Annotated in this window: 10 protein-coding genes and 3 pseudogenes; 6 read left to right on the forward strand and 7 right to left on the reverse strand. The window is 37.4% G+C overall.

Annotated elements, in window-relative coordinates; all coding sequences use genetic code 11:
• Positions 1-58 precede the first annotated feature (58 nt).
• Entirely contained in the window at positions 59-1432 is a 1374-nt protein-coding gene (locus tag ABKA15_RS04395; RefSeq protein ID WP_049513305.1) for an FAD-dependent oxidoreductase, read from the reverse strand.
• Positions 1433-1717: 285 nt separating this feature from the next.
• On the opposite strand from ABKA15_RS04395, the gene ABKA15_RS04400 reads away from it, so the two are divergent.
• From ABKA15_RS04400 to ABKA15_RS04425, 6 genes are all read left to right on the forward strand, one after another.
• Positions 1718-2647: an FAD:protein FMN transferase gene (locus ABKA15_RS04400; protein WP_318630706.1), complete on the forward strand. Its 930-nt coding sequence runs from the start codon at positions 1718-1720 to the stop codon at positions 2645-2647.
• A gap of 19 nt (positions 2648-2666) precedes the next feature.
• Positions 2667-3275, forward strand: a complete 609-nt coding sequence (locus ABKA15_RS04405) for an NADPH-dependent FMN reductase (protein WP_049513309.1) — start codon at positions 2667-2669, stop codon at positions 3273-3275.
• 19 nt (positions 3276-3294) lie between these two features.
• Positions 3295-4542, forward strand: a complete 1248-nt coding sequence (locus tag ABKA15_RS04410) for an NAD(P)H-dependent oxidoreductase (RefSeq protein WP_049513310.1) — start codon at positions 3295-3297, stop codon at positions 4540-4542.
• A gap of 151 nt (positions 4543-4693) precedes the next feature.
• The gene (locus tag ABKA15_RS04415) at positions 4694-5677 is read left to right on the forward strand and encodes an ATP-binding cassette domain-containing protein (RefSeq protein ID WP_186832741.1); all 984 of its coding nucleotides are present in this window, start codon (positions 4694-4696) and stop codon (positions 5675-5677) included.
• Complete coding sequence (locus tag ABKA15_RS04420) at positions 5670-6449, forward strand: ABC-2 family transporter protein (RefSeq protein WP_186832739.1); 780 nt, start codon at positions 5670-5672, stop codon at positions 6447-6449. Before ABKA15_RS04415 ends, ABKA15_RS04420 begins: the two co-directional genes overlap by 8 nt.
• A 2-nt stretch (positions 6450-6451) precedes the next feature.
• A complete protein-coding gene (locus ABKA15_RS04425; protein ID WP_186832738.1) occupies positions 6452-7231 on the forward strand; it encodes an ABC-2 family transporter protein in 780 nt (259 codons plus the stop codon).
• Positions 7232-7258: 27 nt separating this feature from the next.
• Here the strand turns inward: ABKA15_RS04425 and ABKA15_RS04430 are convergent.
• The 6 genes and pseudogenes from ABKA15_RS04430 to ccdA2 form a co-directional block, all read right to left on the reverse strand.
• Positions 7259-8299: pseudogene (locus ABKA15_RS04430) on the reverse strand (sensor histidine kinase); the annotation flags it as partial.
• 7 nt (positions 8300-8306) lie between these two features.
• Positions 8307-9292 (reverse strand): annotated as a pseudogene (locus ABKA15_RS04435) (cache domain-containing protein); the annotation flags it as partial.
• Positions 9292-10023: a response regulator gene (locus ABKA15_RS04440; RefSeq protein ID WP_049513317.1), complete on the reverse strand. Its 732-nt coding sequence runs from the start codon at positions 10021-10023 to the stop codon at positions 9292-9294. The gene ABKA15_RS04440 and the pseudogene ABKA15_RS04435, both read right to left, overlap by 1 nt.
• 57 nt (positions 10024-10080) lie before the next feature.
• Positions 10081-11199 (reverse strand): peptide-methionine (R)-S-oxide reductase MsrB, encoded by a 1119-nt coding sequence (msrB, locus tag ABKA15_RS04445; protein WP_049513387.1) that lies wholly within the window; start codon positions 11197-11199, stop codon positions 10081-10083.
• A gap of 12 nt (positions 11200-11211) precedes the next feature.
• Positions 11212-11619 (reverse strand): annotated as a pseudogene (locus tag ABKA15_RS04450) (redoxin domain-containing protein); the annotation flags it as partial.
• Positions 11620-11788: 169 nt separating this feature from the next.
• Positions 11789-12502 carry a thiol-disulfide oxidoreductase-associated membrane protein CcdA2 gene (ccdA2, locus tag ABKA15_RS04455; RefSeq protein WP_152907029.1) on the reverse strand — a complete coding sequence of 238 codons (714 nt, stop codon included), beginning with the start codon at positions 12500-12502 and terminating at the stop codon, positions 11789-11791.
• Between the last annotated feature and the right edge of the window lie 113 nt (positions 12503-12615).

Raw genomic sequence — 12615 nt, forward strand, 5'->3', positions numbered from 1 at the left:
TGTCAACAACTAGATACGAATTACACTAAAAACGCTTTATAAACTCAATATCTTATCTTTATTTTTCAGCCGTCAATGCTGCCATTGTAATGTAGTTATAAGGCTTATTAAAGTGTGGCAGGAAGAAAATATCTGTCAAAGCTAGTTTATCAATGGTTACTTTTTCTTGGATTGCAAGTGAGAAAAGATGAATTCCCATTGAAATATCTTCGTGTGAAGCCATTTGTGCGCCAAGGATGACGCGTGTATCTTTATCAAATACGATACGAATAGCTACTTCATGGTTGTTGTGTTTGATAAATTCTGGCTTTTGAAGGTCATTAAATCCTGTTTCAACCGCATTGTAGCCAGCAGCTTTTGCTTTTTCCAATGTCAAACCAGTTGAAACCATTTTAAGGTCGTAAATGTTGATACCGTTTGAACCTTGCACACCAATGCCTTCTAACTCATGACCAGTTGCGTTGTAAGCTCCGACGATACCTGAACGAACAGCGTTTGAAGCAAGGGCAATGTAGCTCATTTTACCAAGGGAATTGTCATAAATCGTTGCACAGTCACCAACTGCATAAACACCTGGAATGCTTGTTTCTTGTTTTTTATCAACAAGGAAGGCGCCATTACGGAAAAGTTCAATCTTGCCAGCGCCGAGAGCTGTGTTTGGTCGGAAGCCAACAGCCATAATGACCATATCTACGTCAAATGTTTCTTTATCTGTTACAATACGTTCAACTTTGCCTTCCCCTTCAACTGCTTTCACAGTTTGACCATAAGCAAGTTTGATGCCATGATCTGCCAAGTTTTTACTCATCAAGTCAGACAATTCACGGTCGTAGTAACCAGCAAGGCAAGTATCTGCAATGTCAATCAAGATTACTTCTTTTCCAAGGCGTTCAAAAGCTTCTGCGAGTTCAACACCAATGTAGCCAGCTCCAACAACAGCAACTCGATTGATTCCTTTATTGTTTTTTAGTTTTTCAATCACTTCAGCTGAGTTTTGATACAATTTTACAAATTGAACGTTTTCCAGAGTCGCTTTAAATTCGCGATTCCCTTCTACAATTTCAACACCTTTAATCGGCGGAATGATTGGTTGTGAACCAGTCGCAAAAATCAATTTGTCATAAGATTCAAGATGTTCTTGACCGTTTACAAGTGCGGTCACTTCTTTTTTATCATAGTCAACTGATAAAACAGGGCTTTCCATGTAAACTTTAGCACCTTTTGCTTCAAGTTTTTCCTTATCTGAATAGAACAATCCTTCTGGACCGTCAATTTGCTTACCAATCCAAAGCGCCATTCCGCATCCTAAAAAAGAAATGTTTGAATTTTGGTCAAATACCACAACTTCGTTTTCATTTTCGAAGTTGTCTAACATCGTATTGATACAAGCTGTACCAGCATGGTTGGCACCGATAACAACAATTTTACTCATAGAGCAATTCCTACCTTAATTTTTAATTTACTAAAACATTATAACATTACGTGTTAGCGTTTACAATATATTTGCTCATAAAACTGAAAAATATTACATTTTCTATCAATTTAAGAGAACTTTTCATGAATGCTTTCATTTCTAATCTCAATGTAGTTTTTATCTCATCTTGTAGACAGACAGCTTTGTTGAAATTGTCAGAAAATTATAGAAAAAGTTTGTGAAAACGTTATCTATCTGTTATAATAGATATGTATTTTTTATTTGTAGAAAGGATGTGATATGGTGGACTTCAGATCTCGTTCCATTCAATTAATGGGAACGACGATTACGATTTCAATTCTGCATCCACAAGCAGGTCTGCTACTTGACGAGGTCATTCAACTACTTTTTCTGTATGAGAAACGCTTTAGTGCAAATGATGATGCTTCGGAGTTGATGAAAGTCAACCATCAAGCTGGAAAACAATGGGTTCAGGTGCATCCTGACTTATTTGAGCTGATTGAGCTAGGAAAACAACATAGTTTAGCTCAAAATAGTCACTTAAACATTACTATCGGACCACTTGTACAAACATGGCGAATTGGCTTTTCAGACGCCAAAGTGCCTCAGTCGGAAGAAATCAAATATTGCCTCTCTTTAATAGACCCTACTTTTATTAAACTCGATTCTGCTTCTTCTAGTGTTTTTTTGGCAAAAGAAGGAATGAAAATTGACCTTGGAGCACTTGCAAAAGGTTATATTGCTGATAAAGTGATGGAGTTCTTAAAAAATAAAGGAGTAACTTCTGCTCTCATCAACCTAGGTGGGAATGTATTGACCCTAGGAATCAACCAAGTTTCTAAGCATCCTTGGCGGATTGGAATTCAACATCCAAAATTAACACGCGGAAATAATCTGGCTATTCTTCCTATCATAAATCAATCTGTTGTGACTTCAGGAATTTATGAGCGAACCCTTGAAAAACAAGGACATTCCTATCACCATATTCTTGATAGCAAGACAGGCTATCCTGTGGAGACAGATGTCGCTAGTTTAACGATTGTGTCTAATCGCTCTGTAGACGGTGAAATTTGGACAACCCGATTATTTGGTGAAAGCCCATCGTCTATTCTAGAACAAGTTGAAAAAGAAGAACAGATTGAAGCGTTAGGGATTACAAAAGATGGTCAATTATTCTATTCTTCTGGTTTAAAGCCAGAACTGCTATTTTAATATCGGAAAGGAAATAATTATGTTAAAACTCATCGGTTTAGTTGGTACAAATTCAAAACGTTCCACCAATCGCCAACTATTACAATATATGCAAAAACATTTTGCGGATAAAGCAGAAATTGAACTGGTGGAAATCAAAGATATTCCCATTTTCAATAAACCCGCAGACAAAAAACTTCCGGCTATTGTAACGGAAATCGCTGGAAAAATAGAAGCCGCTGACGGGGTCATTATCGGAACGCCTGAATACGACCACTCTATTCCAGCTTCGCTCATGAGTGCTCTGGCTTGGTTATCTTACGGCATTTACCCACTGCTCAATAAACCAGTGATGATTACAGGCGCCTCTTATGGAACATTGGGGTCATCTCGTGCACAGTTACAGCTTCGCCAGATTTTGGATGCCCCTGAGTTGAAAGCTTCCGTCATGCCTGGCTCTGAATTTTTGCTGTCGCACTCTCTGCAGGCATTTGATAAAGATGGCAATCTCATCGACCTTGAAACCATTCAAAAATTAGATGCACTCTTTGATGATTTCCGTCTTTTTGTGAAAATTACCGAGAAACTATCCAGCGCGCAGGAATTATTGCACAAAGAAGCTGAAAACTTCGACTGGGAAAACTTGTAAGTAAAGGAGAAATGATGCAATGAAATTTGTAGGAATTGTAGGCTCAAATGCAGAGCAATCGTATAATCGTGAATTACTGGAATTTATCAGAAGGCATTTTAAACTAAAATTTGAATTGGAAGTCTTGGAAATCGATGAAGTTCCGATGTTTAATCAAGACGAAAAATGGGACGAATCTTTCCAGCTTCGCCTCCTATACAACAAAATTACCCGTGCAGACGGAGTCATTATCGCAACACCTGAGCACAACCATACCATTACCGCCGCTCTGAAAAGCGTGCTTGAGTGGCTGTCATTTGAAGTTCATCCATTTGAAAACAAGCCTGTCATGATTGTGGGCGCTTCTTACTACGATCAAGGAACTTCACGCGCACAGGTCCATTTACGCAAAATTCTTGACGCACCAGGTGTCAATGCTTATACTCTTCCCGGGAATGAATTTCTGCTTGGAAAAGCCAAAGAAGCCTTCGACGATGAGGGCAATATTATCAATGAAGGAACCGTCAAATTCCTTGAAACCTGCTTAGATAATTTTATGAAATATGTAGAGGTCGTTTCAAAATTGAAAAAACCAAAACCAATTGAACCAGAAGATTTAGATGTGACCAAACCTATCGCAACAACGATTCAAGGCATTGACCCAGATAATCCCGAATGGGTTGAAAAGGCTGCTGCCATGGTGGGCGCTGTCTCAGGAGATACCTATGTAAAACTAGACCACGGTATTTTAACGGTGGATCAGATCAACATGTTCTTGAAATCCATGCCTTTTGAACTGACTTACGCCGATGACAACAACCAATTCCTCTACTACAACAATGCACATCAAGACCCTGATACCATGCTGGCAAAACGTGTACCATCTCAGTCAGGAAACCGCCTATCAACGGTTCACAATTCACTTCCGGCTGGCAGAATGAAAAATGTAGAGTGGGTGGTCGGAACCTTGCGTAACGGCAATCAAGAATATGTCCGCACCCTGATTCCAAATCCGCATTCACCAGTTTTAAATACACACAATTATCAGCCCATGTACTATCCAGACGGCTCTTACGCTGGGATCAATGAAATTGTCTTTAATTTCAGACCATGGCTGGAATGGTACTTGGAAACAACTGGTCAGCAGCTAGTTGGTGGAAGCGGTCCATTCGCTCCTGCAGGAGGACAGGCTAAAGCTGATGCTACTTCCGGTGCTTCTGATGCAGGCAGTCACAGCGACAATAGCACAGGCGAAGCAGATGCCACTTCTGGCGCTTCCAGTCGTTGATAAAAGAACTTTGAAAGATTGAGAACTTTATCTTAGTCTTTTTCTATATGAAATAAAAAGTATTTTCAGAAAATCCTCTTGCATATAAACCGTGCACCTGTTATAATGATTGTTGTCTGCAAACGTTTTCTATCATAAGGAGATAATGATGATGATTGAAGCAAATCAATTATATAAGACATATAGTATTGTCGAGAAAGAATTAGGTCTTAAAGGTTCTATCAAAGCCTTTTTTCGCCCTAAGAAAAAACAAATTCACGCTGTACAGAATATTTCATTAACGGTTCAAAAAGGTGAAATTATTGGTTATATTGGTTCAAATGGAAGCGGAAAATCCACGACTATTAAAATGCTGACAGGTGTTCTTTATCCAGATCGAGGTAGTGTTAAAATTAATGGACTTACCCCACAGAAACATCGTACAGCAGTCAATAAGCAAATTGGCGTTTTGTTCGGACAAAAATCACATTTACGTTGGGATATTCCTGTGCTGGAATCTTTTATTTTGCATGCGAAAATCTATGACGTTCCTGATAAAGTTTTTGAGGAACGCTTGGAGCAATTAATTGACCTGTTGCAGCTAGGAGATTTTATTCACCAGCCTGTTCGTAATCTTTCGCTCGGGCAACGAGTTCGCTGCGAATTTGCTGCTATTTTCATTCATCAGCCTGCCGTTGTTTTCTTAGATGAGCCTACAATTGGCCTTGATGCCAGTGTAAAAGAAACCATCCGCTCTTTTATTCGTTTTATGAATATGGAACATCAGACAACTTTTCTCATTACGTCTCATGATATGCAAGATATTGAATCACTCTGTGGACGAATTTTTATCATTGATAAGGGCAAAAAGGTTTATGATGGAAGTCTGACGAAATTAAGAGAAAAGTTTTCGACAGTTAAAACCATTTCTTTCAAAACGCAAACGCCAATAGAAGAGCTATTCCAAATCAATGGTTTTCGTTTTGAGAAAATTGACTCTTATCATTTCAATATTCATTATCAGACAGATATTTATACTAACGCCCAAGTTATTAATCAGATTTTTGATCATTATTCAATCGAAGACCTAGCTATCAAAGAATTGACAATTGAAAATATCGTCAAACAAATTTATGAGGAGGGGCTTGATGAGTAAATATATCCATATCACACGATTAGCTCTTATTACGCAACTTCAATATAAATCTTTCTTTGTTGCAACCCTGATTCGTACTTTCATACAAGTTTTTGTATCCATTTTTGTTTGGAAAACCATTTTTTTCACCCAATCTCACGTTAATGGTTATACTTTAGAAACGTTCACTACCTATATTATCTTCGCAAATCTACTAGGAAATCTAAATAGTTTTAGTATTGGACGGGATCTATCTCTGATGATTGTAGATGGGAATATTACTGGCGAGCTACTTTATCCTTACTCTTTAATTACTTCGCTCTTTTTCCAAGACTTTGCTGTCAAAATTGTTGAAATTGTTAAATTCATTCCAATTTTACTGGTGATTCCTTTCATTCAAGGGCAGCTCTATCTTCCAAATTGGCAGACAGGATTGCTTTTTCTATTTTCTAGTTTATTAGGAATGTTTATCATCCTCCTGTTAGATTTAGGATTTAGCTTAACAGCCTTCTTCACGGCAAATACTTGGGGAATTTTGATTCTCAGAAACGGGCTTTTTTCACTCGCTTCAGGAGCACTTTTGCCACTAAGTTTTTATCCAGAAAATATTGCAAACATTTTGAAACTATTACCTTATAGCTTTGCTGTTAATTTTCCGGTCAATATCCTTTTGAAAAGACAGGTTAATTTTGAACTCTTCTGGATTCAATTAGCTTGGATTCCGATACTTTCAGCTTTCATTGCTTTTCTTTGGTATCAAGCTAAACGTCGTTTAGTCATTTTAGGAGGTTGAAGATGAAATACATCAATATTTATTTTTATAATCTCAAAGCTTACTTGATTGCTAGCATGTCTTATCGAATGGACTTCTTCATCGGACTTATTTCTTCTTTGATTGAACAGATTGTTTATTTAATCTTTTTAAATGTATTATTTGCAAATATCAAGGAAATTGCCGGATTCAACTATGGACAAATGCTATTTATTTATGGAATGGCAACTATCGGACGTTCAGTTCACCTGATTTTCTTTGACAATCTTTGGATGTTTGGAAGCCGCTATATTCGCAAAGGTGAGTTTGAACGCCTGCTTATCATGCCCATCAATCCTCTTTTTCAGCTAATTTGTGAACGCGTGCAGCTACAAGGATTTGGCACAACACTGATGGGAGCTATTGCAACTTATCAATCCTATCATTTACTCGGACTGCATTGGAACATTTTTCATCTACTTCTCTTTGTCTTTATCTGTATTTGTATTGGTTTACTCTATGCCGCTATTCAATTAGGACCTACTGCTCTTGCTTTTTGGATTGTCGAATCTTTCCCTATCACAATGGGGATTTTCTCCCTCAATCAAATGGCACAATACCCTATCAAAATTTACCCAACCTTTATCCAATTGATACTAATTTTTGTATTTCCTTATGCTTTTACTTCTTTTTTTCCAGCTCTTTATTTTTTAAATCTAAGCTGGATTGGTTTGCTACTTCCTTTAGTCCTACTTGTTATTTTTACTATCAACTACGCTTTATTCAAATACGGCATGAAAAAATTCTCCAGTGTTGGGAATTAAATATTAAAAACCAACTGAAATCTTTCATCAGTTGGTTTTATTTGCCTTTGGAAAATAGAGACGAATCTCCGTATAAGTATTTTCTTCAGATTTAATTTCCATGTGATAGGATTTACCAAATTGTAATTGCAAACGCTGATTAACATTCTTCAAACCGACACCACCCAAGCGAACGAGTGTAGCATTTGTAGTTTCGCTGGCGACAAAGCCACGACCATTGTCATAAATTGAAACGATGAGCTGCGTGTCATTTTCAGAAACGCTAACTCGAATCATCCCTTGACGATTCATTTCTTTGATACCGTGGTAAATGGCGTTCTCAACCAAAGGCTGCAAAATCAACTTTGGAATTTTGTAGTCATCATATTGCTTCAACTCTTTAATCTCATATTGCGATTTCTCACCATAGCGCTGTTTTTGAATAAAGAGATACTGACGCACATGGTCAATTTCATCTTTAAGAGAAATTTGTTCATGTCCTTGGTTCAAAGCTAAACGGAAATACTTAGCTAGTGATTTTGTTACTTCTACCACACGCTTGCTGTCATTAAATTCTGCCATCCATACAATTGTATCCAACGTATTGTACAAAAAATGCGGGTTGATTTGGCTGGAAAGCGCCTGCAATTCATATTTTCTGACATTCTGTTCCTCTTCTTTGACTGCAATCATCAATTGATCAATCCGGTCTAACATAATATTAAATTGTCTTGCCAAATCAACTAATTCAGGAGAGCCGGTTTCATTAGCCCTCAAATCTGAATGCCCACTTCCAACCTTTAAAATGGTTGCTTGCAAATCTCGCAATGGCCTAATCCAAAGCCGAAGCACAAACCAGATCCCTATTAGACAAATACCCAAAGCAAACAGACCTGTTCCAATAAAAGACCACAAAATCTGCGTTTGAACTGCATGCAATTGTTCCATTGAAGAAACCCCAATCAATGTCCAACCACTATTTGGAATTTGATATTGAGATACATAAGCTTGTTTTGATTTGACATAGCCATTTTTGACAGAAAGATAGGGCGCCATCGCTTTCATTTCAGCGTTAGAAGAATAAACTGCGGTTTCATTTCAAATCTGAATGCCCACTTCCAACCTTTAAAATGGTTGCTTGCAAATCTCGCAATGGCCTAATCCAAAGCCGAAGCACAAACCAGATCCCTATTAGACAAATACCCAAAGCAAACAGACCTGTTCCAATAAAAGACCACAAAATCTGCGTTTGAACTGCATGCAATTGTTCCATTGAAGAAACCCCAATCAATGTCCAACCACTATTTGGAATTTGATATTGAGATACATAAGCTTGTTTTGATTTGACATAGCCATTTTTGACAGAAAGATAGGGCGCCATCGCTTTCATTTCAGCGTTAGAAGAATAAACTGCTTTTTTAGGATGATAGACAAAGTCATGATTGGCATTGACGATAAAGGTAAATCCTTCTTTTCCTAACTGCAGTTGATCTAAGTAAGCTTCCAACGTCTTGTATCCAATATCTAAGCGAACAACTCCCAAATTTTTACCGTCTTTATCTACAACTTCCTGCATGATTGAAATCACCCATTTTTGACCAATTGTATGGCTGACGGTTCTTCGTGCTGGTGTCAAAATCGGCATAGCACCTTTATGGATAGCATCCTGATACCATTTTTCTTTCATCATATCAGCGGATATCTTCATGGTTAATTCAGGATCCGTTGATATGAGATTTCCGTCTTTTGTTACCAAAATAGCAGATACCAAATCCGAATCTGTTTTTAAAATCGTTGCGAATAATTGCCGAAGTTGTTCAGCGTTTTCTTGGCTTGGTGTTTGTGCGTATGTCTTTATTTTCTCATTTTCAGCCAAACTACTCGTTGTCTGTTTAACTTTTTGTAAATAAGAATGATAAACTGACCACTTTGCTGAATGGTCTTGCGTGTGTTTTGCTCAGTTGTCTGGCGAATAGCAACCGAACTAGTCTGATAATAAATCCCACCGACAATTCCCAAAAGAGCTAATATCATGATAAAAACATAAATCACTAACTGAATCAGAAGCGAATAACGTTTCATTACCCTTCTCCTCGTTTAAATTGCCGCGGTGTCACTCCAACGACTTGTTTGAAGCGTTGAGAAAAATAGTTCATATCTTCAAAGCCTACCTGCTCTGCAATTTCATAAACCTTCAAGTCAGTTGTCAAAAGCAGTAATTTTGCTTTCTTCATCCGTTCTTGAATTAAGTAATCCTGAAATGGCAAGCCCAGCTCTTTTTTGATGAGAACACTCAAATAAGACGGACTAAACCCTAGTTGAAAAGCGAGTGATTTAAGAGACAATTCTGTATCGGTCAAACGATCATGAATTGTTTGTTCTAAATCAGAAAATTCTGCTTGCTCAACCAGTTCATGAACTTGCTGCTGCTTTCGCTCCTTGTCCAATTTCTCTTTGACTTTCAACAACATCGTTTCCACATCTTCCCGCGAAAACGGCTTTAGTAAATAATCATCAGCACCTAATTTTACTGCTGACAAAGCGTAGTCAAAGTCGTCATAACCCGTTAAAAAGATAATATGAACAGAAGGATATTGTTCTTTGACCAATTGAGCTAGTTTAATCCCGCTTATATGTGGCATATTGATATCTGTCAAGACAATATCGGGCTGTGCAAGCTGTATCTTTTCCCAAGCATCCAAGCCATTTTCAGCCTCATCCATGACTTCCATATCAAATGTTTCAAAATCTACTAAAGACGAAATACCTTGCCGAACAAGGTATTCATCTTCTACAATCATAATTGAATACACTAGCGCACCCCTATTATTTATTAAACTCATTATAGCAAATTTCTGTGAAAATTGCTGTTACACATAGTCTAATAAATATCCATAACCTTTACTTTCCATTTGGTCTTTCGGAATAAAACGAATGGCTAAACTGTTAATACAGTAGCGAAGTCCGCCCTTATCTTTTGGTCCGTCCGTAAAGACATGACCAAGATGTGAATTTCCAATACGGCTTCTAACTTCCGTCCGTGTCATATTAAAGCTCTTATCTTCTTTATAAGTCGCTACATCTGGACTGATTGGACGTGTGAAGCTAGGCCAACCACAACCAGACTCAAATTTATCTTTGGAAGAGAAAAGTGGCTCACCTGTTACAACATCTACATAAATACCTGCATCAAACTTATCCCAATAGCGATTAGAAAAAGCACGCTCTGTATCATTTTTTTGTGTTACAGCATATTCTTCATCGGATAGTTTCTTTTTAATCTCTGCATCACTAGGCTTTTTATATTTAGAAGCATCAATAACTGGATAAGAAGCCTGCTTAACATTGATATGGCAATACCCATTTGGATTTCTCTTTAAATAATCTTGGTGGTACTCTTCAGCCTTAATAAAATGTTTTAATGGTTGTTTTTCAACCGCCAACGGCTCTTTAAATTTTTCTTTCTGCTCGTCAAAGACTTTATTAATTGTTTCTACATCAGCCTGATCTTTATAATACACACCTGTCCGATATTGCACTCCACGATCATTGCCTTGCTTATTTTTGCTGAGCGGATCAATGATTCTAAAATAATGTAGCAAGACTTCTCTTAAAGAGATTTTATTGGCATCATAGGTTACATGAACCGTTTCTGCATGTTTTGTCTGCGAGATTAGTTCGTATTTCGTGGTTTCGCTAGTGCCATTAGCATAACCAGAGACTGCATCAACCACCCCATCTACTCGTGAGAAATATTCTTCTACCCCCCAGAAGCAACCTCCTGCCAAATAGATATGCTTTAAATTTGCATTTTTCAAGTCCGCTTTCTTTTGCTTAACCGGTTCAACCTGGCTAACAGCTGCTTCCTTAATCTGATTAATAGCAGACTGATTTTTAAGGGTTGGTATCATGCGACTTCCCAGCACAAATAAACCTAAAACCAGCAGGACTGCTCCACCCAATAATAACCATTTCATTTTATGATCCATCATCCTCCCCTCCTATTTAATGCTTTTAAGAGTTGATTCAATTTCTGCTTTTTTAATAAGTCCAGGACGAGTTTTTACCAATTTTCCATCACTTCCAATAAATGCAGCTGTCGGATAGGAACGAACACCATATTGCTCCAATAATTTACCACTAGGATCTAGTAAAACAGGTAAATGTTTATAATTTAATTTCTCATACCAATTTTTAAAATCTGCTTCAGATTTTTCACCAACATGCCCCGGTGAAACAACCGTCAAAACTACATAGTCTTTCCCAGCATTTTTAGCTAACTCATCAGTATCCTTTAATGTAGATAAGCAGATAGAACACCAAGATGCCCAAAATTTGAGATAAACTTTCTTTCCTTTGAAATCTGACAATTTATAAGTTTTCCCGTCAACTCCTTTTAGTTCAAAATCAGGAGCTGCTTCACCTTGATTCAACTTTGTAGCTGTCGTTTTATTTGTAAATTGTCCGTGTCCAGACTTAGTTTCACTAGCTGATTTTTGATTTCCACAGGCACCCAACAGAGCAACACAAACAAGACCTGTGATGACTAACATTGTTTTTTTCATGAGATTCCTCCTTTTATCCACCAAATATTGAAGCTAGAACATTAAGATTTCCCAGCATAAGTAAAATTCCCATCAAGATGATAAGTAACCCGCCAATTTTCTTTAGTAGTCCCATATAAGGTTTTATTTTCCCAAAATGGCGTAAAACAATAGAAGAGGCAAGTGCCAAAATGAGAAATGGGATAGCAAGACCAAGGGTATAAACTAACATGAGGAAGCCACCTTGTACTGCTCCATTACCACCAGAAGCTGCAATTGCGAGAACAGAACTCAAAACAGGACCTACACAAGGTGTCCAACCAAGGCTAAAGGTCACACCTAGCAAGAAAGCATTGTAAAAATCATTTCTATTTTTATCTTTTTTTAATTGAACACTTTTCTGTCGTTGTAGTAACTTAAAATTGATCAGTTCCATTTGATGAACACCGAGCAAAATAACAATTGCTCCTAATACATAGCGGAACCACTCTGTATAGAGAACTTTTCCCAAAAAGCCAGCGCCATATCCAAGAATTAAAAAGACTACTGATAATCCTGCAATGAAAAATAGTGTTTTTATAATTCCATACCAAGCAATCTTCTTTCCAAAAATAATGATTGCTCTTGGTTCATCTGTATCCAATAAAATACCAACATATATAGGAAGCAATGGCAATATACAAGGCGAGAAAAATGATAAAATTCCCGCTAGAAATACAGAAATCAAAAACACAATAGATATCATTATCTTTTCCTCCTCATTTTCTTTCTAGGAAAAGTATACACTGGTTCACTATCTAAAAATAGAGGATACGATTTGTAAAAACTTGAATTTGATATGGTCATAAAAAAGGGAGTGGG

Source organism: Streptococcus sp. KHUD_010 (assembly GCF_040207525.1).
Classification (GTDB): Bacteria; Bacillota; Bacilli; order Lactobacillales; family Streptococcaceae; genus Streptococcus; species Streptococcus hominis.